Genomic DNA, 22,317 nt, shown 5'->3' with positions numbered 1-22,317 from the left:
TTTATTTTATAACTTCGATAAATCCTTTTAAATGTGGTTTCTCTTGTTTTTTATCTACTAAATCGAAATTGATTTGAGTTGGATTGATTTTATCGTATCTAAAAATAACTTGATTGGGTAAATACAATGGTGTTTTAAAACTAACGGTAATATTAAATGAGTCGCTATGAATTTGTGGTTCTAACTGACCTAAAATTCTTGCTTTGCTATACATTCCATGAATGATGTGTTGTTTAAATCCGAATAGTTTAGCACTGATTGGTGTAAGATGGATTGGATTAAAATCGCCAGATACTTTTGCATATTGATACCCTAAATTCGTTGCTAAATTCCAAGATTGTTTAATTGCGTGTTCGCCAACATCATCAATTTGCCAATTTAATTCTTTACCAGTTCCAGTTTTTCCTAAGAAAAGATAAACACTTGTTGCTTGCCAAACCAATGCATTATTTTGAAATACTTTTACTAGTACTTCAAATGCTTGACCTTTTTCATGAACAATTAAATCGCCAAATGAACATTGAATGTCATAAGGTGAATATTTTGAAACTTTATCAAACTGTTTAATTTGATTGGCTAAGTGTACCAAACCTAATAAAGGATAAGGTGCTTCTTTTTGTGTTAATAATTCGGTTTGAACTACAAACGATTTGGCATGTAAATAAGTAGCAGGAATGAAATCGCTGTCTGCTATTTGACACACTTTATTATAAGCTTTTAAATCACTTTCATTGATAGTAATATTTTTACACTCAATAGTAATTGCAGGTAGTTTTTTGTTTCCTTTTTTACCAAGTGTAGTAATTACTTTGGCGTAACTACTCATTGGTGTTGGTAATTGCTTTAACAAAATTGTTTTCATGAAATAAAATTATAAAATACTAATTGATAATAGGATTTACAAGCGTTAATAAAATAAGAAGTAAATATTGTGTATAAGTTTTTCTCACTATAAAGTCTAATGCATAATTTGGATTAAATAAAAAAAACTGCACCAAATTTGATGCAGTTTTTCATTATTATAATAAACCGAATTTATTTATTGTTGAGCTTTAAATTTTTTAATTGCTTCTGTTAATTTTGGTACTACTTCAAACAAATCGCCAACAACACCATAATCTGCAGCTTTAAAGAAAGGAGCTTCTGGATCTTTATTAATTACTACTATTGTTTTACTTTGGTTTACACCAGCCAAGTGTTGAATAGCACCTGAAATTCCGACTGCAATATATAAATTAGGTCTAATAGCCACACCAGTTTGTCCAACATGTTCGTGATGAGGTCTCCAACCAACATCAGCAACAGGACGAGAACAAGCTGTAGTAGCACCTAAGCTTGCAGCTAAATCTTCGATTATTCCCCAATTTTCTGGACCTTTCATACCTCTACCAGCACTTACAACCAATTCAGCTTCTGGAAGTGGAGCAACATCACCTTGTTGTCTTTTTACTTCTTTAACTGTAATTCTACTTGCTGCAGGAATTAAATCAATAGCTTCTACAGTTGCAGTACCACTACCTTTTGTAGCACCATAAGCATTTGGCGTAACAGAAACTACTTTATTTTCGGTATTAATGCTTACTAAAGCAAAGGCTTTACCAGAAAAAGCACCTTTTTTAACTACAAATCCGTTTGAAGTATCAGGTAATGCAACAGCACCAGAAACGATACCAGCATTCATTTTAACAGCTACTCTAGGAGCAACTGCTTTACCTGTTAATCCCATAGAAAAAATAACTGTATGAGCACCAATTTTATCTGCTGCATCTTTTACAGCTTGTGCATAAACACCAGCATCAAAACTATTAAATGCGTTGTTACTTGCGTGATATATTTTTGTGGTGCCATAGCTACCTAAATCAGCTAAATCGCTATCGTTAGCAGTTCCTAATGCTAAACCAACTGCTTCCGTACCAGTATTAGCTGCTAATTTTGAGGCATAAGAAGCTACTTCAAAAGAGCCTTTTTTTACTTTGCCATCTACTAAATCTACTATAAATAATATTGCCATGATTAAATTACTTTTGCTTCGTTATGTAATAAAGATACCAATTCGTCCATGTTGTCTGGATCAATCATTTTACAAGCAGCTTTTGCTGGAGGTAACTCGTATTTAACTGTACTAGTTTGAGGAGCAACTGCTTGTGGTGTTACTACAGCTAATGGTTTAGATTTAGCCATCATAATTCCTTTCATGTTAGGAATTCTAGCTTCTGCCATACCTTTAGCACAACTAATTACAAATGGAGTACTTACTTCTAATGATTCTTTACCACCTTCAATTTCTCTATCAATACTAGCTACATTGCCATTCATATCTAATTTAGATGCATAAGAGATAAATGGTAAATCTAACATTTCTGCCAGCATACCACCTAAATTAGAACCATTATAATTGATGGTTTCTTTACCTAGCATAATTACATCATAATTGCCATCTTTAGCAACAGCAGCAATATCGCTTGCAATTGAAAAAGAATCTAGGTCAGAAGTTGCATCAACTCTAATAGCATCATCAGCACCAATAGCCAATGCTTTTCTAATTACTTGGTCGTTTTCTGCACCACCAACATTAATAACAGTTACAGAACCACCGTTAGCTTCTTTTAATTCTAATGCTCTAACAAGAGCGTACCATTCGTCGTACGGATTTAATATCCACTGTACCTTATCTGTGTTGAATTTTGTGTCGTTTTCAACAAAAGAAATTTTAGTAGTGGTATCCGGAACTAAGCTTATACAAACTAAGAATTTCATAAATTATATTTTTATTTAAAGATTTTAGCTAAAATAATTCTTTAATTTGCAATTATAAAATGATAAATGACAGATTGATACAATTAGCACAACTTTTGGAAGAAAATCCGAATGACAGCTTTATCAACTTTGCCTATGCTAAAGAATTAGAAAAAGCAGGCAAGTATGAAAATGCTATGCAAGTGTTTGAAAATCTATTAGTTATAGATGAAAATTATATTGGAACATATTATCATTTAGCAAAACTATATGAATTAAACAACGACTTTAATAAAGCGTTAAATATTTATAATAAAGGCATTGAAATTGCTACAAAACAAAAAACAATGCATGCATTGAAAGAATTACAGCAAGCCAAAATGAATTTAGAAATAGAAATGGAATGAATTATTCACCTAAACACCTAAGTACTATGAAACACTTTTTTTTATTGATTTTAATTTTTGTTGTTGGATTAAATGTTTTTTCGAAAGATATAATTAAAAAATATAATAAATATAATATTTTATCAGATGATTATTTATTACATAATTTAAAGTCATATAAAAATAGTATAAAATCATTTACAATAAAACAACATGAATCTAATAATAACGAAATTTGGTCTAAATTTAATTTTGATAGAAATGGAAATTTAACTCATGTTGAATGTAGTGCTTACAGATTTAATAAATTAGAAGATATTAGAATAATAAATTATTATCATATTACAGATATAAATTTAATTCCAAAGGAAAAATCTATTTATAATAGATATTCATTAATAACAAATGATACAATCTTTATAAAATCTTTTTGGAAAAATAAAGCATTAATTAAAGAATATAGAAATAAGGGTTTGTATAGTATTGAAAACAATGATTCTAGTTCAAGCTATTATTTTAATTTTATTGATGAATCACTTAGAATAAAATATTATAAGTTACAAGATGATAGCGTTTATATGATTTTTAGAATAAATGATGCTGAACATATATATATAAACAAAGAAATAGATATTGATAAGAAACATCTATCTTATTTGATATCAATAAGAGGATTTCAAACGACTTTGAGCAGATCAACATATATTATAGATGATCATAATATAAATTATAGATATTATTATAATGTTTCTTATAATCCTAATAGTATAATAACTGATTTAGATACTCAATACAAAAATGAAGTTCTAATTAATTTAGATAATAATTATTTACCTATAACTATTAAATCTAAAATATTGAGTAATTACTATTTAGATTATTACAGACAATATTATTACTCAAAACCACCATTTATTAGAAACTACAATGATAAATGGATTGAATTTAACTACACTTACACCTACGAATACTACGAATAATGATAGATAAAATTAAACAATATATAGCACAATATCAACTGTTTGAACGCAACAACAAACTACTTGTAGCATGTAGTGGAGGCATTGACTCAATGGTGCTACTATATTTATTAAAAATATTAGAATATGATATAACAGTAGCTCATTGCAATTTTAATTTGCGTGGCGAAGAAAGTAATGCAGACGAACAATTTATTATTGACTTCTGTACTAAAAACAATATTCCATTTTTTACTAAGTCGTTTAATACTATACAAGAGAAAAAACAAAGCAAACAATCAACTCAAATGATCGCACGCAAATTACGCTACGAATGGTTTGAACAACTTCGGAATGAAAATGCAATTGATTTCATTGTTACTGCACATCATGCCAACGATCAACTCGAAACTATTTTACTCAATCTTACAAAAGGTACTGGTTTAAATGGATTAAAAGGTATGTTGCCAAAAAATAATTTTGTAGTACGACCTTTATTAGCTATTACTAAACAAGAAATTGTAGCTTTTGCTCATCAACATAAAATTGCTTTTAGAGAAGACAGTAGCAATGCTTCAACCGATTATCAACGCAATTTATTACGACATGAAGTAGTGCCTGTGCTAGAAAAAATAAATCCGAATATTTTGCAAAACATACAACAGTTTTCAGAATATATGTCTGATTATACGCTATTAATAGAACAAGATTTAATGGACTACATCAACAAAAAATGTGTTTTTATAAACAATGATGTTGTAGCAATTAATTTCAACTATTTTAGAAAACATCCAGCAGTAAAAACTATTTTGTATCACTTGTTGAATAAGTACGATTTTAATGCAGAACAAATTCAAAACATATTACAAAACATCAATGAACAACAATCAGGTAAACAATACTTTTCAAGCTCATGTCGATTAATAGTCGATAGAAAACAATTGTTTGTAGTTGATTTAAAATCAGAAAAAACACATTATTTATTGTTCGATAAAATTCCAAAACAAATTATTTTTAACAACTATAAAATACAATGTAAAATTGTTCCGATAGATAAAATTAATATCAAAAAATCAGTTAATTATGCATATTTAGATGCAGACAAAATTCAATTGCCATTGTTGATTCGTTATTGGAAACAAGCCGATTATTTTTATCCATTTGGATTGTCTAAACTAAAAAATCCAAATAAAGTAGGAAAGAAGAAACTGTCTAAGTATTTTAAAGACCAAAAATTTTCGCAGATAGACAAAGAACAAACACCAATATTATTTTCAGACGAAAAATTAGTTTGGTTAATAGGTCATAGAATTGACGATAGATTTAAAATCACTACAACAACAAAAACAGTATTGAAGATGAAGATAATTGAATAAGAAATAACAGGAATTAAAACATCTACACTTCTTTACTTTCTTTAACTATAATATTCTGTTAAAGCTATTAGCTTTGTATTCTTAATAAATAGCCATATCTTTGCCAACATTTTATGAGGAAAATCTTTATCATATTATTGTCTTTATCACTATTTGCTTGTAACAAGAGCTATCAACAAGCATTAAAATCTAATGATGTAGATGAAAAAGAAAAGGTAGCCAACGAGTATTTTGAAAAAGAAAAATATGAGAAAGCAATTCCATTATACGAGCAGTTGCTTACCGTTTTAAAAGGTCAGAAAAGCGTAGAAGACATTTATTTTAAATATGCCAAAGCACAATACTACAATCAAAGTTATGAGTTAGCAGGGTATTATTTAAGAAGTTTCTATCAAACCTATCCTGCTAGTAAAAATGCAGAAGAAGCTGGCTTTTTAGAAGCTAAGAGTTATGCCGATGTATCACCAAGATATTCCTTAGAGCAAGTCAATACCATTAAGGCAATTAGTGTTTTCAATAGCTTTTTAACAAGATATCCAGATTCTAAATATAAAACGGAAGTGAATGCAGAAATGGATAAATTAAGAGGCAAGCTAAGAAAGAAATCATACGAAGCAGCGTATCTGTACTATAAAATAGAACAATATCATGCAGCATCTGTTGCTTTGGCAAACTTTATAGAAGAATATCCAGAGTACGAAAAACCAGATGAGATTGCTTATCTTATCGTAAAATCTAATTTTAAGTATGCAGAGCAAAGTTATTCAGAGAAAAAACTAGAACGATTCGAAGAATATGCTACATCTTATCAAGATTTTGTCAATAAATTTCCTAATAGTGAGTATATTGGCGAGTTAAATAAACTCAATCAACAAGCATTAAATAAAATTAAAAATACAAAAAAAGATAAATCATGAATAAAGAGGAATTAAAAAACCAATCGGCGTATATCGAAACTAGAGATTTGAAAAAAATAAAAGACCAAACAGGTAATGTTTATCAGTCAATCAATGCAATCTCTAAAAGAGCCAATCAAATTAATACTAAATTAAAAGAAGAATTGCACAGAAAATTAGAAGAGTTTGCTTCTGCAACAGATAATTTAGAAGAAATATTTGAAAACAGAGAGCAAATTGAAATCTCTCGTTATTACGAAAAAATGCCAAAACCTTCTATTTTAGCTTTAGGTGAATTCTTAAACAACGAAACGCATATAGAATTACCACTTAAAGAAGAAATGGAATCGGTATTGTCAGAAGAACAATAAAAAATAATGCAAGCCATTAAAGGCAAAAAAGTTTTACTTGCAGTTTGTGGTAGTATTGCTGCATACAAAGCTGCTTATATTGTTAGATTATTAATTAAATCTGGAGCAGAAGTGCGTTGCATTTTAACTAAAGATGCCACCAATTTCATTGCACCTTTAACTTTAGCAACGCTTTCCAAAAACGATTGCTTGGTAGAATTTACCAATGCCAACAAAACCAATTGGACCAATCATGTAGATGTAGCACTTTGGGCAGATGTAATGCTTATAGCTCCAGCTTCTGCCAATACCATTGCTAAAATGGCTCATGGTATTTGCGATAACTTGCTGTTAGCGACATATTTATCTGCTAAGTGTAAAGTATTTGTTGCACCAGCTATGGATGTAGATATGTGGCATCATCCATCAACACAAAATAATATTAGCTTGCTAAAAAGCTATCAAAACGAAGTCATACAAGTCAATCATGGCGAGTTGGCAAGTGGTTTAATTGGCGAAGGAAGATTAGAAGAACCAGAAAATATTGTTGCTATTCTAAATCAATATTTTGAAAACTTTACTACAAAGCCAATCTCTATTCTAAACAATAAAAAAATTTTAATTACAGCTGGACCAACTTATGAACCAATTGATCCAGTACGATTTATTGGCAATCATTCTAGCGGAAAAATGGGAATTGCTCTAGCTAAACAAGCGAGTGCAAGAGGAGCGAAGGTAACTCTAGTACTAGGACCAAGTACTATTGCTGTTGATGATGCAACGATTAATCTGATTAGCGTTCAAACAGCAGCAGAAATGTATAAAGCATGTTCTGATAATTTTGCTACACAAGATGTTTGCATTTTTGCAGCAGCAGTAGCCGATTATAAAGTGCAAGAAGTAGCCGATGAGAAAATAAAAAAGTCGTCTAATAATTTGGAAATTGCACTCACTAAAAATGTAGATATTGCTTTGGAGTTTGGCAAAATCAAGAAAAACAACCAAATAAGTGTTGGATTTGCACTAGAAACACAAAACTTAGAACAATATGCTAAAGAAAAACTGCAAAAAAAGAACTTCGATTTTGTAGTATTAAATTCGCCGAAAGATAAAGGAGCAGCTTTTAAACACAATACCAATAAAATTACTATATTAGATAAATACAATAATTTGACTAATTTTGAGTTAAAAGATAAAACAGAAGTTGCTAATGATATTTTAAACTACTTGGAAAAAATGTATGAAGCTTAAAAATTATATATTACTTATATTGATAATTATTGGACTAGCCACTCAAGCACAAGAGTTGAATTGTAAAGTAAGTGTCATTTCACCAAACAATCAAAGTGTAGATCCTAGAGTATTTAAAAATATGGAAATTGCCATACAAGAGTTTTTAAATGGTAGAAAATGGACAAACGATTCGTATAAACCTTACGAAAAAATAAAATGTTCTATTACACTCAACATTACAGAAATTCCAACAGAAGGAACTTATAAAGCAGATGCTATTGTTCAGTCGCAACGACCAGTATTTAATAGTATGTATAATACTGTTTTACTGTCATATAAAGACAACGATTTTGATTTTGACTATGCCGACTTACAAATTTTAGACTATAACAACAATGCCTATTCATCGCATCTTACATCATTATTAGCTTATTATGCTTATATGATTATAGGATATGACAATGAATCGTTTTCTGAAAATGGTGGAGAAGATGATTTTCAACAAGCATTAACAATTATCAATAACATACCATCGCAAGTTCAAAGTCAATATAAAGGTTGGAATAAATTAGATGGAACTAGAAACAGATTTGCTTTGGTTGATGGCTGGTTAAATCCAAGATATAAAATGATGCGGAAAGCATTTTTGTTTTATCATTTTAATGGACTAGACAATATGTATACTGATGCTAGTAAATCAAGAACAGTAATTACAACAGCGTTGACTTTTTTACAGCAAGTAAATAAAGACAATCCGAATTTAATGCCATTGCGAGTTTTCTTTGAAGGAAAAAAAGAAGAGTTGCTCAATATTTATTCCAAAGCAGATATTGCAGAAAAAAATTCAGTAGTACAACTATTGTCTACACTAGATCCAGTCAATGCAGCTTCCTACAAAAAAATAGGCAAGTAGTTTTTTTAGTTAGATTACTTTGTTAATTTATGTGCTGTCAGAAGTTTCCTTCTGACATTGTAGAGCGGAAACTCTTAACAATACAATCAGTATAATAAAAATAGTTGATGGTACAAAAGATGCTAAAATAAATTCAGTAAGTACACCTTTCCGAACTTTAAATTCTCAGCAGTGTCTCTTGAAAAGGACACTGCGTTGTAACGCAATATAGATTTTATATATCCTTACTAGTATCTAAATTTTTGTTTGTATTTTTGAGCCAAATGTTGCAAAAACTAGAAATAAAAAACTATGCAATTATTGATGAAATGAATATCAATTTTCATCAACATTTTAATATTATTACAGGCGAAACTGGTGCAGGAAAATCTATTTTGCTAGGAGCGTTGTCTTTGGTGCTAGGCAAAAGAGCAGATACTAGCGTACTACGAAATGAAAATGATAAATGTGTAGTAGAAGCTTGGTTTAATATTGACAATAAGTATAAATCTATTTTTGAAATCAATGATGTAGATTTTGATACTACTACCATCATCAGACGAGAAATAAACAGCAACGGAAAATCTAGAGCTTTTATTAATGATACACCTTGTACATTACAACAATTGCAAGAAGTAACCAATCATTTAATTAATATTCATGCACAAGGCGAAACCCAAAAGTTATTAGACGATTTTTTCTTTTGTAATATATTAGATAGTTTGGCTAATCAACAAAAAACAGTAGAAGAATATCAATTAGCATATAAACAATATAAAAAAGCACTCAATCAACTAAATCACTTAAAAGCAACACAAGCAAAAAATCAAAAAGAACAAGATTTTTTACAATTTCAGATTGAAGAATTTAATCAGTTGAGTGTTAGTTTAGAAGATTACGACCAAGTAAACAGCGAACTATTGCTACTACAAAATGCAGAAAGCATACAACAACAACTCAATACAGCTTTACAACATTTAGACGAAGGCGATTTTTCAGTCTTACAACAATTATCAACAGTAAACAAAGCATTGAGTAGTATTGCTTCCTATAATGATGTTTTTAGTGAAATAAATATAAATGTATTTAATATTCAAGAAGAATTAAATAGTATAGTCAAACAAATCAATCAAAATATTGCAGTAGTAGAATACAACCCAAACAGATATGAGTTATTGCAAGAACAAGTTTCGTCAGTTAATAAATTAATGTTGAAACATCAAGTCAATACAGTAGACGAATTATTACAAGTGCAACAAAGCTTACAAGCACAACTTAATAATATTGATGAAGACAATGAACAGTTAGCACAATTAGAAATATCAACAAAAAAACAATTTGATGCACTCAACAAACAAGCCATAAGTATTGCTAAAAACAGACAAGCACAAATAAACGGATTTGAAAAAGAGTTGACACAACTTTTACACGAGTTAGGAATGGAATTTGCAGTAGTACAATTACAATTAAATACTACTGAATTAAATGCTATTGGAAATAATATAGCAGAACTATATTTTTCTCCAAATAAAGGTATTGCACCAAATACACTCAATAAAGTTGGTTCTGGTGGCGAAAAATCTCGATTAATGTTGGCTATAAAATCTATAGAAGCCAAACACCAAGCTCTACCAACTATGATTTTTGATGAAATTGATACAGGTATTTCTGGTGAAGTTGCCAATAGAGTAGGAAAGTTGTTACAAGAAATTGGAAAAAAACATCAAATTATAGCAATTACGCATTTACCACAAGTAGCAGCTAAAGCACATCAGCATTTCTTTATTTATAAAAATCATGATAAGTCTATTACTTATACCAATATAAAAGTACTAGATAATGAAACACGAATACACGAATTAGCAGTTATGTTGAGTGGCGATAATCCAAATCAAGCAGCCATAGAAAATGCTAAAATTTTATTGCAATAGTACGATTACTTGTTGTGCATTTGGTTGTTATTCAAAAAAACTAGTACGATAAAGAAGTAACTTTATAATAGATGCTATAAATTTAATTTATTTTTATAAATGAAATATAATTTTTACTTTATTCTTTGGCTATAAAAAAGTAGCATCTCACGAACTGTGTAAGTTTAAAAGTTATTTTAGAAAATTTTGTAGTGCAACGAAGCAATATATCTGATGCTGCAGGCAGTTCAAGAATCTATCATAAAAATTGAAGAAAGATTCCCAATCAAGTCTGCCTGTCAGCAGACAGGTTGAGAAAGACGATTTTTATTTTATTTCTAAATGCAAAACAAGTTATTATCTAAAAATCATGATTCATATAGTCTCTTAAAAATCTCACTAAAAAAAACTACTTTTGCAACATGCAAATCTATAACAATATATTAGACACTATTGGAAATACTCCTATTGTAAAGTTAAATAAGATAACGCATCATATTCCTGCTACGGTTTGCGTAAAATTAGAATATACCAATCCAGGAAATTCTATTAAAGACCGAATGGCTTTAAAAATGATTGAAGATGCAGAAAAAGATGGTCGTTTAAAAGCTGGTGGTACTATTATAGAGTGTACTAGTGGCAATACTGGAATGGGTTTGGCAATTGCGGCAGTAGTAAAAGGTTATAAATGTATTTTTACTTCAAACGATAAACAATCTAAAGAAAAGTTTGATATACTTAGAGCTTTTGGTGCAGAAGTTATTGTTTGTCCAACTAATGTAGCAGCAGATGATCCACAGTCCTATTATTCTGTAGCAGCTAAATTAGCTAAAGAAATTCCAAATTCAGTTTGGTTAAATCAGTATGATAACTTATCGAATAGACAAGCACATTACGAGCAAACTGGTCCAGAAATTTGGCAACAAACCGATGGCAAAATTACTCACTTAGTAGTTGGAATTGGAACTGGTGGAACAATTACTGGTACTAGTAAATATTTAAAAGAGCAGAATCCCAATGTAAAATCTTGGGGAATAGATACTTATGGTTCTATCTTAAAACAATATCACGAAACAGGAACATTTAATCCAGATGAAATTCATAGTTATATTACAGAAGGCATTGGCGAAGATATCATTCCTAAGAACTACGATTTTTCTTTGATTGATTTTATTGAAAAAGTAACTGACAAAGATGCTGCTTTAATGCAACGCAGAATGGCACAAGAAGAAGGTCTTTTTGTAGGCAACTCTGCTGGTGCAGCAGTACAAGGTTTATTACAATTGCATGAGCAGTTTCCTTTAACTAAAGATGATTTAGTGATTATTATAGTACACGATCATGGTTCTAGATATGTAGGCAAATTTTTTAATGACGACTGGATGCGAGAAAAAGGTCTGCTAGATTAAAGTATTATTGTATTAAATTGCCTTTAGGTTTGCAGAGTAGAATTGTAAAGAAAAAATTTACCTATTTCTGTAGACAGATAAAATATTTGTTGTGAAAGAAAATTAACCAAGTTATTATTTTTATTTTTTTAATGGGTTAAACTATCTCAAATTGTGGATACTATCATTTTATTTTATTTATAAAAAGTATTTACTTTGCAACTCATGAAAAAGGTGTTATTAGAAGTCTTAGATGTATCACATGGTTATACTGAAAGAGGTTCGTATGCAGTGGTGTTAGGCGAAAAAAATGGTAATAAACGACTACCTATTGTTATTGGTGTTTTTGAAGCCCAAGCAATTATGATTGCAATAGAAAAACTTACATCACCACGACCTTTAACACATGATTTATACAAAACAACTCTCGAACAATTTGATATTTCTATAAAAGAAGTTGTTATTGATAATTTAATGGAAGGTGTTTTTTATGCCAAACTAATTGCTAGTAATCAAGAACATACAGTTGAAATAGATTCAAGAACTTCTGATGCCATTGCTATTGCATTACGATTTGATTGTCCTATTTTTATATATGATAATATTTTAAATAACGCAGGAATTGTTTTAATTGAAGAAGAAAAATTAGCACCAAGCACACCAGAAGAAGAATACTTAGAGCAAAAGAAAAAACAAAATGAGTTAAGTGCTTATTCTATTAAAGAGTTAGAAGCACTTATAGATGAAGCTATAGAAAATGAAGAGTTTGAAAGAGCAGCTCAATTGCGTGATGAAATTAATAGCAGATCGTAATATAAAAATCAACTTGTTGTAACTCTAAAAGCAAAATAAAGTAAACTGTTATAAATTGCTTTTTTACAACTCAATGTCATTAAAGCTCTTATCTTTTCCCCAAGAAAATATTTTTTCAAAAAAAGGCAGCCAAGCGTGTGTTTTAATTTTTTCTAAGAAGTAAATTTCGTGTTCTTTTTCTTTAATACCCATTTCTTTTAAAATGGCATCATGCTCTGTAATATTTGATTGATGAAATAGTTCTATCATTCTAAAATATTCGTTTACATTGCCACTTTCTAATCTTCCTGCAAAATACATAGGCATAAACCAACCAATAATGTAGCAACTGTATTGTATGATTCTTCCTATAATACTATATTTTATTTCGTACCACTTAGAAATGTTGATATCATACTGTTGCATTATTTTTAAAACTTCGGCTCTGTGTTCCCATTCGTCTTGTTCAATTTGTTGAATCGCTGTTTTTTCTTCTAGACTTTTAACTGCACCAGCGTGACCTATATAAGCATAAGCCGCAGCTTTTTCAGCAGCGTAAGCTAGTTGTAATAAATTAATGAGTTCTTTTTGAAGATTCATAAGTAAGTGCATATTTATGATGTAAATTTATTCAATTTTTTATTCCTATTTTTTTTAAAAAATCTATTTTTTTATTAAGTTTTTTATTTAAATTTATATTATGAAAAAAGTTTTTTATTTATTTTCTTTTGTAACATTCATTATAATAACCAGTTGTAATAATGAAACGGTTAATCCTATAACTAATAATACTGACGGAAAAATTAAAACAATAAGTTTTTTAAGTGAATATGGTGATGAAGGAACTCTTAGGTTTTATTATAAAGAAAATGGCTTATTAGATTATTTTACTGAAAATGATTCTGTGTATCATTATATAGACTCTATATTAATAAACTCTGTCATCAATAACAGTTTGGTTACAAGATTAGTAGATAATTATTCTCTTGAGTGGTTATATGATAATGCTCCAGATACTACCTATTTTATATATAATAATAATAATTTAACTTATAGAAAAAGACATGATTACCATTTAAGTAATCATGAGGTATATGAAATTGATTCTCTTTATTATGATAATAGTAATTTAAATAAACAGATACATCATGAACATCATGATTTTGGTTATAATGGAACAGGAAATCATTCTTATAGATATACATTTAACTATTATTATGATTTAACAAAAAACAGTAGCTTAACGAATGAAAATATTGGTATGCCTTATTTTGGAAATTCTAGTAAAAATGTTTTAGATTCTATCAACTACACATATTGTGAGAAAAATTATATAGATCCTTATATAGACAATGATTATTATTGTCAAGATATGGTTAGTTTTAAGGTTATTAATGAATATGATAATTTAGGCAGAATTATAAAAACCAATGCACTTCCACTTTCTGGGTTATTTTTTATTAATTTTTTACCAACAGTTACCGTATTTTTTGATAATACTTACTTTGAAATTACTTATTATTAATTAAAGACTATTATTTATATTTTCTATCTTTCTAATAAAATCAGATTTTGCATTGGCGTATTCGTTACCATCTTTCCATGTTTTTTTAGATAATGCTACTTTTAATTTGTAGTATGCATCTCTAGTGGCTTCATTATTGCGTAAGTAATCTCTAAAAAAGAGATGTCTTTTCCAAAAAGGACTATCGGTTTCTACTATATGCAAATGATGTGTGCTTATATTGTTTTGTATTTTTCGTAAAAACCTTCTTTCTGGAATAATTTTGTCATACTCAGCAATGTAATTGTAGTTTAATGCTTCTAGCACTTTTATAATTTCATGAATGGAATTAAAGTTTTGAAGTCCAAGCATAATGTCTATAATAGGTTTTGCACCCAAACCAACAACAGCAGTACTTCCTATATGTTCAATAGTAGTATTGTAATTGGCTAAATTGTTTTGAAGTAGTTTTGCTTCAGCATCAAATAGATACTTCCAATTAGCATTATATGGTTCAATAGTTATTGTTATGATTATTTAGCATTTAATTTTAAGCTATTTTTCTTTAAATATGCTTTAATTTGTTCATTCGTTTTGCCAAATAAATCTTCCGATATTTTCTCTTTTATTTTCCTAAAAGTTTTAACAGTGTCAAAATCTTTTTCTTTTACAATCTTTTCTTTAGTCTTCATATTCTAAAATTTCTCTTGGTGATCTAATTTCTAATGAAATGTAATTCATTCTTAAGTTTATAGCGTTATAACCTCTTATTCTATAAACATTAACAATATGCTTAAAGTTCCAGCTAACTAAAATATCTACTTTATTTAGCGTTGCAGTTGCAATATGTAAACAGTCATCAAAGCTTGTTTGTCCTACAACTTTTTCTTCAATATATTTAGAAGCAAGTTCTATGGCGTCATCATTTATTTCTACTCGCTCTTTATTTTTAGTTGGTAAGCTTTTAAAAAAATTACGCACATTTTCTGGAGCTTTAATTAATTCTGATTCTGTAAGATTTGAAAAAACGCAAATTATCTTTCCAAGTTTTACACGCTCAAATAATTGAAGTGTTGCTTCTTCAAATTCTGCATCGAAAACTCATCCAAAAACGGAAGTATCAAAATAAAATCGTTGTTTCATTTAAGTTATCTTACTTCAAAGATAACTATTTTATTATTTCTTCTGCTTCTTGTATCGCTGCATCAATTCCACTAGCATCATTGCCACCAGCTGTCGCATAAAAAGCTTGTCCACCACCACCACCTTTTATATTTTTAGCTAGTTGTTTGATGATGCTTCCTGCATGCAAATTCTTCTCTGTAACTACATTATCAGCTATAATTAAAGACAATAATGGTTTGTCGTTATTGACAGTTGTTGCTAAAAAAAATAAATTATCGACTTCATTTTTTAAATCAAATTGTAATTTCTTTAATGCTTCGGCAGAAATATTATCAATATTTGTAATCAATACATTTATATTGTTTATTGATTTAATTTTATTTTTTAAATTTGTTTTTAAATGTGCTACTTGTACTAAAGCTTGTTGTTCAATTTGCTTTTTTAAAGCATTATTTTCTTCTTGTAATTGCGTAATGCTATGTATTGCATCTTTACTGTTTTTAAGTTGAGTATAAATAGCACTTAACTCTTCTAACTTTTCGTTGATATAGTGTTCTGCTTTACTAGCACAAACAGCTTCAATTCTTCTAACACCAGCAGCAATACCACTTTCACTAGTAATTTTAAACAAACCTAATTCGCCAGTCGTAGCAACATGCGTACCACCACATAGTTCAATAGAATAATGTTCATCAATAATAATAACTCTAACTTCATCGCCATATTTTTCGCCAAACAAAGCCATTGCACCTAATTGTAATGCCTCATCTTTCGACATAGTTTTAATGATAACTGGAATATTGGCTCTTATCTTTTCATTGACTAGTTGTTCTACTGCTTGCAATTCCTCCTCAGTACATTTAGCAAAATGCGAGAAATCGAATCTAAGATAGTCGCTGTTAACCAAAGAACCTTTTTGTGCAACATGTTCTCCTAAAACTGTTCTAAGTGCAGCGTGTAATAGGTGAGTAGCTGTATGATGATTGGCAGTTAAATGACGAATATTTTCAAATACATGTGCTTCTAACGATTCATTGATATTTTTTGGCAACTCATCAGTAAAATGAATAATTAAATCATTTTCTTTTTTGGTATCTGTTACTTCAATAATTTCATTACTGAACGACAAAATGCCTCTATCGCCAACTTGTCCACCACTTTCTGCATAAAATGGTGTTTTATCTAATACAATTTGATACTGTTCTTTTTCCTTGCTTTCAATTTTTCTATATTTCAAGATTTTAGCTGGAGTTTCTAACGAAGTATAACCAACAAAATCTACACTACCATCATTTATGATTGTCCAATCATCTACTTCTAATTTTGTAGCAGCTCTACTTCTTTCTTTCTGAGCTTGTAATTCAGTTTCAAAACCTTTTTCATCAATAACCCAACCATGTTCTTCAACTATTAATCTTGTTAAGTCAATAGGAAAACCATAAGTATCGTAAAGTTCGAAACATATTGTGCCATCAAATATTATTTTTTGATTAACTACTTCACTTATCTTATCTAATGGATTTATTACTTTAAAGTCTATTTCAGATGATGTATTTGGAAAATCTTCAAGCCTTTTATTTGTAATCGCTTCCATATACTCATCTAACCTTTTTAATCCTTTTTCTAATGTTTTCAAAAAGGTAGTTTCTTCTTCTAAAATTACTTTTTGTACAAATGATTTTTGTTGATATAATTCTGGAAATACTTCTTGAAATTGTTCGGCTAATTTCTCGACTAATAAATGTAATAAAGGTTCTTTTCTGTTGAGATAAGAAAAATAATATCGTACTGCTCGTCTTAAAATTCTTCTAATCACATAACCAGCACCAGTATTGCTTGGCAATTGTCCATCTGTAATAGTAAAACTTACTGCACGAATATGGTCGGCAATTACTCTAAATGCAATGGCTTGTTTGGTGTCAGAACCATCGTATTGTTGTTGAGTGATTTCGGTAACTAAATCAATAATAGGACTAAAAACATCGGTATCGTAATTAGAATTTTTATTTTGAATTACTCGCACTAATCTTTCAAAACCCATTCCAGTATCTACATGTTTTGCAGGTAACTCTTCTAAGCTACCATCTTTTTTTCTGTTGAATTGAATGAATACATTGTTCCAAATTTCAATTACTTGTGGATGATCTGCATTTACCAATGAAGCACCAGCAACCGTATTTCTTTCCTCATCTGTTCTACAATCAATATGAATTTCGGTACAAGGACCACAAGGACCAGTATCACCCATTTCCCAAAAATTGTCTTTTTTATTGCCTAGTAAAATTCTATCTTCTGCAATATGTTTTTTCCATTCATTATATGCTTCTTCATCTTTTGGTAGGTTTTCATTTGCATCACCTTCAAAAATAGTAACAAATAAACGGTTCTTATCAATCTTTAAAACTTCGGTTAGAAATTCCCAACTCCAAGCAATAGCTTCAGCTTTAAAATAGTCGCCAAAACTCCAGTTGCCTAACATTTCAAACATAGTATGATGATAAGTATCCACACCAACTTCTTCTAAGTCGTTGTGCTTACCAGAAACTCTTAAACATTTTTGCGTATCTGCAATTCTAGGATACGGTGCTTGTTGATTGCCTAAAAAATAATCTTTAAATTGATTCATTCCAGCATTGGTAAACATTAGCGTAGGATCATTTTTTACAACAATAGGTGCAGATGGAACTATATGATGTTTTTTTGATTTAAAGAAGTTTAAAAAGTGATTTCTGATTTCGGAAGCGGATAAATAATTCATTGTATATCAATTAATTAAAATATTTTTTAAAAAGTTTAACTTTGAACTTAGTTTGCATACAATTAAAGTTTAATATCTTGCATGAAAATTGACACAAAATTATAATTTTTTAGCTGTAAAAGATGCCAAAAGAGAAATATTATTATAATCCTAACACGCTACGCTACGAAAAGTACAAGTTGAGTATTAAACAACGATTTGTAAGAGTGTTAGGTTTTTTTACATCAGCTTTTTTCTTCGGATTTTTAGCTATGGTTTTAGGATATAGTTTTTTTGAAACGCCTGAAGAGAAAAAAAATCAACAAGAAATAAATGAAATTTTAGATAGATATGAAATCTTAAATAAACGAATAGATGCTTTATCTGGTGTATTGCAAGATTTAAGTAATAAAGATGATAATATCTATAGAGTTATTTTTGAAGCAGATCCATTACCAGATGAAATTAGAAATTTAAAAATAGAACGCTCTAAAATATATGCAGAGTTAAAGAATGTATCTGAAGGAAAAATAATAAGTGAAACGCTAGAAAAAATAGAAGCATTAGAAAAAAAGACCTATGTTCAATCTAAATCATATAAAGAATTGATAGAATTGATTAAGAAGAAAGAAGATTTATTACACAGTATTCCTGCAATACAACCAGTAGCAAATAAAGATTTAAAACGCATGGCTTCTGGTTATGGTTATAGAATTGATCCAGTGTATAAAACTAGAAAATTTCATGCAGGAATGGATTTTACGGCACCAACAGGAACGCCAGTTTATGCGACAGGAGATGGCGTAGTAAAAATAGCATCTAATCAAGGTGGTGGTTATGGTAATAAAGTTGTAATAGATCATGGCTTTGGTTATCATACTTTATATGCTCACAATAGTAAAATATTGGTTAAAGCAGGACAGAAAGTAAAAAGAGGAGAGACTATTGCTTTGGTTGGTAGTACAGGAAAATCAACAGGACCACATTGCCATTATGAAGTTTGGAAAAACGGAACAAAGATAAATCCAATTAATTTTTATTTTAATGATTTGTCGCCAGAAGAATACGACAAAATTATTGAAATGTCTGATCAAAACAATCAATCATTCGATTAATATATTGATATGCCATATAAAGAAAAAGATATTGAAAAACTATATTACTCTATTAGTGAAGTAGCTAAAATGCTAGATGTAAATACTTCATTAATTAGATTTTGGGAGAAAGAATTTCCTTCACTCAAACCAAGAAAAACAGCTAAAGGAAACCGATTGTTTACTCAAAAAGATATTGAGAATTTAAAACTCATTTACTATTTGGTAAAAGAAAAAGGATTTACACTAGAAGGTGCTAAAAATAAACTAAAAGAAGGAAATGTTGTAGTAGCAACAGATAAACAAGCAACTTTAGTGACTAAATTAAAAGAAATTAGAAACTTTTTACAAACATTACATGATGAAATCTAATATAAAATATTTCGTATTACTAATATTAATAGCTATAATTGTAGTATTAATTGTTTTTAAAATTAAAAAGAAAGATAAAGTTACAATAGACAATCCAAGTATTTATTTTGAATCGCTATACGATACCAAAGGAAAACATTTATTTAGAGCAGTTGATTTAATGATGACTAAAAAAAATGTGTTGAGTAATGAAAAAGCAACACTTTTTGAAGAACCAGATAATAATCTATTTTATGCTTATAGCTTTCCAGTAGACTCAACACCTTTTGGAGAATATTTAGATTTAAAATATTTTTTTAATGAAAATAATCAGCTAGATATTATTATGTGTAATGTCTATCTCAACGATTCTATTCAAGAAGACAAAATGATTAAAAACTTAAACCAATATTATTCATATTTATATGGTAGGAAAGAAGTAGATGAGTTTAAATACGATGTGTGGAATGCACATACGACTTATCAAAAAGAAGATGTTGATTTTACAGTTGCTATTAGAAAAATGCAAGAAGAATACGGTATTAATATTGAGTATAATATTAACTAATACACTACAAATCTATACTTTGCTTAATTATAGATTCTCCATGTTGAGAAATGTCTAAGCCCAATTCTTCTTCTTCTTTAGTTACTCGCATTGGCTCAATTTTATCTGTAATAAAATATAAAATATAAGAACCAACAAAAGCAAATGCGGCAACACCAACTAATGCAATCATATGATGAATAAAAGTTTTTGAAACGCCATAAGCTAATCCCCAATCTGCTGTTGGTAAACCAGTACCATAATCAGCAGCAAAAATTCCAGTAAAAATCATACCCATAATTCCACCAACACCATGACATGGAAATACATCTAAAGTATCATCTATTGAAGATTTATTTTTATAATGTACTGCAAAATTACTTATAATAGCAGAAATAGCACCAATAGCAATACTTTCACCAACATTAACAAAACCACAGGCAGGTGTAATAGCAACTAAACCAACTACAGCACCAACACAAGCACCAACCGATGATACTTTGTGACCTCTTACCGCATCTAAAAATATCCAACTAATCATGGCAGCAGCAGCAGCAGTATTAGTAGTAGCAAAAGCATTAGCAGCAGTAGCATTTATACCTAATGCACTTCCACCATTAAAACCAAACCAGCCAAACCACAATAAACCAGTTCCAATAATTACAAAAGTAACATTAGAATACTCATGAGTTCTTTCACTAGCAGTTCTTGGTCCTAAAAAGATAGCACCAGCCAAAGCAGCTAAACCTGCACTCATGTGTACTACTGTTCCGCCTGCAAAATCTAATACACCAAATTTTCTTAAAATTCCATCAGGATGCCAAGTCATATGACATAATGGTGCATAGATGAAAATAAAAAATAAGATAATAAATATTAAGTAGCTAGAAAATTTAACGCGTTGAGCAAATGAGCCAGTAATTAACGCAGGTGTTATAATTGCAAATTTCGATTGAAATAAAGCAAATACTATAAATGGTATAGAAGCAGAAAATTCAGCATTGGGTGTTAAAGAAACATTTTTAAACATTACATAAGTAAAAGGGTTTCCAATAATTCCGCCAACATCTTCTCCAAAACATAAGCTAAAACCAAATACTACCCAAATTATACTTAATAAACCTAAACAAATAAAACTTTGGAATACTGTAGATATAATATTCTTACTATTGGCCATACCTCCATAAAAAAATCCTAAAGCTGGTGTCATTATCAATACAAAAGCAGAAGCTACTAACATCCAAGCAGTATCACCATGGTCAATATTGCCTACTGAATTACCAGTTAATATTTGTCCTGGGTTAAATGCACCTGCAATAACTACTAACATAAGTATTATAAAAGGTACAATGTAGTTTTTTCTTAACGCCATAATATTTAATTTTTAATAGATTTTACTAATTACAGGCAAATTAAACTAAAAAATAGTTTAAATAATTGCGGTTTTTACATTAATAAAAATATAGTAACATCAAAATATAATACATTAATAATAATTACAATATAAGACAGATGTATTGTGTTTGTTGAATTTTATTACAGTAATTCAAACATATTATAGAAAATAAAAATGTGAAAAATTTATTGATAATTTTTAATTAAAACAGATAAATGTTACTAAAAAATTAAAAATAATTAAACTATTATGGTAAAATGAATTAAAAATCTTAAAATTGTGTAAAAATATTTTGTTTATGAAAAAAATTGAAGCTATTATCAGAGCCATTAAATTTGATGAAGTAAAAGAAGCTTTATCAAAAATTAATGTGAACTTCTTTACTTATTATGAAGTAAGAGGTTTTGGAATTGAAAAAGGTCAAGCAATCTCATATAGAGGTGCTGTTTATGACATGGGTTATATCGCAAGGTATAAGATTGAGATACTTATTGACACCGAAAAGGTTGATGAAGTAATGGATTGCATTGCTGCCGTTGCTAAAACTGGAGAAGCAGGTGATGGAAAAGTATTTGTATCCAACTTAGAAAAAATTATCAGAATTAGAACAGGTGAAGTTGATCATAACGCACTGTAATTATTAAC

The 22,317-nt window shown here is 29.3% G+C and carries 23 protein-coding genes and 1 pseudogene; 15 read left to right on the top strand and 9 right to left on the bottom strand.

Translation table 11 applies throughout. The features are described from left to right. Position 1 precedes the first annotated feature (1 nt). The 3 genes from H6553_08365 to H6553_08355 all read right to left on the bottom strand — a co-directional run bounded on the left by H6553_08365 (position 2) and on the right by H6553_08355 (position 2,757). The gene (locus H6553_08365; GenBank protein MCB9033835.1) at positions 2 to 862 is read right to left on the bottom strand and encodes a hypothetical protein; all 861 of its coding nucleotides are present in this window, start codon (positions 860 to 862) and stop codon (positions 2 to 4) included. 177 nt (positions 863 to 1,039) lie between these two features. Next, positions 1,040 to 2,011, bottom strand: a complete 972-nt coding sequence (locus H6553_08360; GenBank protein ID MCB9033834.1) for an electron transfer flavoprotein subunit alpha/FixB family protein — start codon at positions 2,009 to 2,011, stop codon at positions 1,040 to 1,042. Positions 2,012 to 2,013: 2 nt separating this feature from the next. Continuing rightward, positions 2,014 to 2,757 carry an electron transfer flavoprotein subunit beta/FixA family protein gene (locus tag H6553_08355; protein ID MCB9033833.1) on the bottom strand — a complete coding sequence of 248 codons (744 nt, stop codon included), beginning with the start codon at positions 2,755 to 2,757 and terminating at the stop codon, positions 2,014 to 2,016. A 59-nt stretch (positions 2,758 to 2,816) separates the two neighbouring features. On the opposite strand from H6553_08355, the gene H6553_08350 reads away from it, so the two are divergent. The 10 genes from H6553_08350 (at position 2,817) to H6553_08305 (ending at position 12,939) form a co-directional block, all read left to right on the top strand. After that, positions 2,817 to 3,143, top strand: coding sequence for a tetratricopeptide repeat protein (locus tag H6553_08350; protein ID MCB9033832.1), 327 nt, complete (start codon positions 2,817 to 2,819; stop codon positions 3,141 to 3,143). 26 nt (positions 3,144 to 3,169) lie between these two features. Further along, a complete protein-coding gene (locus H6553_08345) occupies positions 3,170 to 4,102 on the top strand; it encodes a hypothetical protein (protein MCB9033831.1) in 933 nt (310 codons plus the stop codon). Beyond that, positions 4,102 to 5,457: a tRNA lysidine(34) synthetase TilS gene (gene tilS, locus H6553_08340; GenBank protein MCB9033830.1), complete on the top strand. Its 1,356-nt coding sequence runs from the start codon at positions 4,102 to 4,104 to the stop codon at positions 5,455 to 5,457. Before H6553_08345 ends, tilS begins: the two co-directional genes overlap by 1 nt. Positions 5,458 to 5,570: 113 nt before the next feature. Continuing rightward, positions 5,571 to 6,374 (top strand): outer membrane protein assembly factor BamD, encoded by an 804-nt coding sequence (gene bamD, locus H6553_08335; GenBank protein MCB9033829.1) that lies wholly within the window; start codon positions 5,571 to 5,573, stop codon positions 6,372 to 6,374. Then, a complete protein-coding gene (locus H6553_08330) occupies positions 6,371 to 6,724 on the top strand; it encodes a DNA-directed RNA polymerase subunit omega (protein MCB9033828.1) in 354 nt (117 codons plus the stop codon). The genes bamD and H6553_08330 overlap by 4 nt, the downstream gene beginning before the upstream one ends. 6 nt (positions 6,725 to 6,730) lie before the next feature. Further along, a complete protein-coding gene (coaBC, locus tag H6553_08325) occupies positions 6,731 to 7,954 on the top strand; it encodes a bifunctional phosphopantothenoylcysteine decarboxylase/phosphopantothenate--cysteine ligase CoaBC (protein MCB9033827.1) in 1,224 nt (407 codons plus the stop codon). Beyond that, a complete protein-coding gene (locus H6553_08320; GenBank protein ID MCB9033826.1) occupies positions 7,944 to 8,849 on the top strand; it encodes a DUF4835 family protein in 906 nt (301 codons plus the stop codon). The genes coaBC and H6553_08320 overlap by 11 nt, the downstream gene beginning before the upstream one ends. Positions 8,850 to 9,112: 263 nt before the next feature. Beyond that, positions 9,113 to 10,759, top strand: coding sequence for a DNA repair protein RecN (gene recN, locus H6553_08315; GenBank protein MCB9033825.1), 1,647 nt, complete (start codon positions 9,113 to 9,115; stop codon positions 10,757 to 10,759). Between the two features lie 401 nt (positions 10,760 to 11,160). After that, positions 11,161 to 12,147 (top strand): pyridoxal-phosphate dependent enzyme, encoded by a 987-nt coding sequence (locus H6553_08310; protein MCB9033824.1) that lies wholly within the window; start codon positions 11,161 to 11,163, stop codon positions 12,145 to 12,147. A 204-nt stretch (positions 12,148 to 12,351) separates the two neighbouring features. Then, positions 12,352 to 12,939: a bifunctional nuclease family protein gene (locus tag H6553_08305; protein ID MCB9033823.1), complete on the top strand. Its 588-nt coding sequence runs from the start codon at positions 12,352 to 12,354 to the stop codon at positions 12,937 to 12,939. Positions 12,940 to 13,002: 63 nt separating this feature from the next. On the opposite strand, the gene H6553_08300 is transcribed toward H6553_08305, so the two are convergent. Then, positions 13,003 to 13,518, bottom strand: coding sequence for a hypothetical protein (locus tag H6553_08300; GenBank protein MCB9033822.1), 516 nt, complete (start codon positions 13,516 to 13,518; stop codon positions 13,003 to 13,005). 100 nt (positions 13,519 to 13,618) lie between these two features. On the opposite strand from H6553_08300, the gene H6553_08295 reads away from it, so the two are divergent. After that, positions 13,619 to 14,443, top strand: coding sequence for a hypothetical protein (locus H6553_08295; protein MCB9033821.1), 825 nt, complete (start codon positions 13,619 to 13,621; stop codon positions 14,441 to 14,443). On the opposite strand, the gene H6553_08290 is transcribed toward H6553_08295, so the two are convergent. The 4 genes and pseudogenes from H6553_08290 to alaS all read right to left on the bottom strand — a co-directional run bounded on the left by H6553_08290 (position 14,444) and on the right by alaS (position 18,305). Beyond that, positions 14,444 to 14,959 (bottom strand): GrpB family protein, encoded by a 516-nt coding sequence (locus H6553_08290; GenBank protein ID MCB9033820.1) that lies wholly within the window; start codon positions 14,957 to 14,959, stop codon positions 14,444 to 14,446. Next, positions 14,956 to 15,114 carry a hypothetical protein gene (locus H6553_08285; GenBank protein ID MCB9033819.1) on the bottom strand — a complete coding sequence of 53 codons (159 nt, stop codon included), beginning with the start codon at positions 15,112 to 15,114 and terminating at the stop codon, positions 14,956 to 14,958. Before H6553_08285 ends, H6553_08290 begins: the two co-directional genes overlap by 4 nt. Next, a pseudogene (locus H6553_08280) lies at positions 15,104 to 15,565 on the bottom strand (PIN domain-containing protein). The gene H6553_08285 and the pseudogene H6553_08280 overlap by 11 nt, the downstream one beginning before the upstream one ends. A gap of 25 nt (positions 15,566 to 15,590) precedes the next feature. Then, positions 15,591 to 18,305 (bottom strand): alanine--tRNA ligase, encoded by a 2,715-nt coding sequence (gene alaS, locus H6553_08275; protein ID MCB9033818.1) that lies wholly within the window; start codon positions 18,303 to 18,305, stop codon positions 15,591 to 15,593. A 122-nt stretch (positions 18,306 to 18,427) separates the two neighbouring features. On the opposite strand from alaS, the gene H6553_08270 reads away from it, so the two are divergent. From H6553_08270 to H6553_08260, 3 genes are read left to right on the top strand one after another with little or no spacing between them, the layout of a single operon-like run. Next, entirely contained in the window at positions 18,428 to 19,399 is a 972-nt protein-coding gene (locus H6553_08270) for a M23 family metallopeptidase (GenBank protein ID MCB9033817.1), read from the top strand. 9 nt (positions 19,400 to 19,408) lie between these two features. Further along, the gene (locus H6553_08265; GenBank protein ID MCB9033816.1) at positions 19,409 to 19,750 is read left to right on the top strand and encodes a MerR family transcriptional regulator; all 342 of its coding nucleotides are present in this window, start codon (positions 19,409 to 19,411) and stop codon (positions 19,748 to 19,750) included. Next, the gene (locus H6553_08260) at positions 19,740 to 20,297 is read left to right on the top strand and encodes a hypothetical protein (GenBank protein ID MCB9033815.1); all 558 of its coding nucleotides are present in this window, start codon (positions 19,740 to 19,742) and stop codon (positions 20,295 to 20,297) included. The genes H6553_08265 and H6553_08260 overlap by 11 nt, the downstream gene beginning before the upstream one ends. Before the next feature lie 4 nt (positions 20,298 to 20,301). On the opposite strand, the gene H6553_08255 is transcribed toward H6553_08260, so the two are convergent. Beyond that, the gene (locus H6553_08255) at positions 20,302 to 21,648 is read right to left on the bottom strand and encodes an ammonium transporter (protein ID MCB9033814.1); all 1,347 of its coding nucleotides are present in this window, start codon (positions 21,646 to 21,648) and stop codon (positions 20,302 to 20,304) included. A gap of 322 nt (positions 21,649 to 21,970) precedes the next feature. Here H6553_08255 and H6553_08250 point away from each other — a divergent pair, with 322 nt between their 5' ends. Continuing rightward, the gene (locus H6553_08250) at positions 21,971 to 22,309 is read left to right on the top strand and encodes a P-II family nitrogen regulator (protein ID MCB9033813.1); all 339 of its coding nucleotides are present in this window, start codon (positions 21,971 to 21,973) and stop codon (positions 22,307 to 22,309) included. The last annotated feature ends 8 nt before the right edge of the window (positions 22,310 to 22,317 follow it).

Source organism: Chitinophagales bacterium (assembly GCA_020636535.1).
GTDB lineage: Bacteria > Bacteroidota > Bacteroidia > Chitinophagales > JADIYW01 > JADJSS01.
Note: the sequence above shows the minus strand (reverse complement) of the source record. Positions and strands in the feature narration are given on the sequence as shown.

What these genes read in the sequence shown, in the direction of transcription:
- H6553_08365 (MCB9033835.1), bottom strand. Translation starts at nt 862, where the DNA reads ATGAAAACAATTTTGTTAAAGCAATTACCAACACCAATGAGTAGTTAC.
- H6553_08360 (MCB9033834.1), bottom strand. Translation starts at nt 2,011, where the DNA reads ATGGCAATATTATTTATAGTAGATTTAGTAGATGGCAAAGTAAAAAAA.
- H6553_08355 (MCB9033833.1), bottom strand. Translation starts at nt 2,757, where the DNA reads ATGAAATTCTTAGTTTGTATAAGCTTAGTTCCGGATACCACTACTAAA.
- H6553_08350 (MCB9033832.1), top strand. Translation starts at nt 2,817, where the DNA reads ATGATAAATGACAGATTGATACAATTAGCACAACTTTTGGAAGAAAAT.
- H6553_08345 (MCB9033831.1), top strand. Translation starts at nt 3,170, where the DNA reads ATGAAACACTTTTTTTTATTGATTTTAATTTTTGTTGTTGGATTAAAT.
- tilS (MCB9033830.1), top strand. Translation starts at nt 4,102, where the DNA reads ATGATAGATAAAATTAAACAATATATAGCACAATATCAACTGTTTGAA.
- bamD (MCB9033829.1), top strand. Translation starts at nt 5,571, where the DNA reads ATGAGGAAAATCTTTATCATATTATTGTCTTTATCACTATTTGCTTGT.
- H6553_08330 (MCB9033828.1), top strand. Translation starts at nt 6,371, where the DNA reads ATGAATAAAGAGGAATTAAAAAACCAATCGGCGTATATCGAAACTAGA.
- coaBC (MCB9033827.1), top strand. Translation starts at nt 6,731, where the DNA reads ATGCAAGCCATTAAAGGCAAAAAAGTTTTACTTGCAGTTTGTGGTAGT.
- H6553_08320 (MCB9033826.1), top strand. Translation starts at nt 7,944, where the DNA reads ATGAAGCTTAAAAATTATATATTACTTATATTGATAATTATTGGACTA.
- recN (MCB9033825.1), top strand. Translation starts at nt 9,113, where the DNA reads ATGTTGCAAAAACTAGAAATAAAAAACTATGCAATTATTGATGAAATG.
- H6553_08310 (MCB9033824.1), top strand. Translation starts at nt 11,161, where the DNA reads ATGCAAATCTATAACAATATATTAGACACTATTGGAAATACTCCTATT.
- H6553_08305 (MCB9033823.1), top strand. Translation starts at nt 12,352, where the DNA reads ATGAAAAAGGTGTTATTAGAAGTCTTAGATGTATCACATGGTTATACT.
- H6553_08300 (MCB9033822.1), bottom strand. Translation starts at nt 13,518, where the DNA reads ATGAATCTTCAAAAAGAACTCATTAATTTATTACAACTAGCTTACGCT.
- H6553_08295 (MCB9033821.1), top strand. Translation starts at nt 13,619, where the DNA reads ATGAAAAAAGTTTTTTATTTATTTTCTTTTGTAACATTCATTATAATA.
- H6553_08285 (MCB9033819.1), bottom strand. Translation starts at nt 15,114, where the DNA reads ATGAAGACTAAAGAAAAGATTGTAAAAGAAAAAGATTTTGACACTGTT.
- alaS (MCB9033818.1), bottom strand. Translation starts at nt 18,305, where the DNA reads ATGAATTATTTATCCGCTTCCGAAATCAGAAATCACTTTTTAAACTTC.
- H6553_08270 (MCB9033817.1), top strand. Translation starts at nt 18,428, where the DNA reads ATGCCAAAAGAGAAATATTATTATAATCCTAACACGCTACGCTACGAA.
- H6553_08265 (MCB9033816.1), top strand. Translation starts at nt 19,409, where the DNA reads ATGCCATATAAAGAAAAAGATATTGAAAAACTATATTACTCTATTAGT.
- H6553_08260 (MCB9033815.1), top strand. Translation starts at nt 19,740, where the DNA reads ATGAAATCTAATATAAAATATTTCGTATTACTAATATTAATAGCTATA.
- H6553_08255 (MCB9033814.1), bottom strand. Translation starts at nt 21,648, where the DNA reads ATGGCGTTAAGAAAAAACTACATTGTACCTTTTATAATACTTATGTTA.
- H6553_08250 (MCB9033813.1), top strand. Translation starts at nt 21,971, where the DNA reads ATGAAAAAAATTGAAGCTATTATCAGAGCCATTAAATTTGATGAAGTA.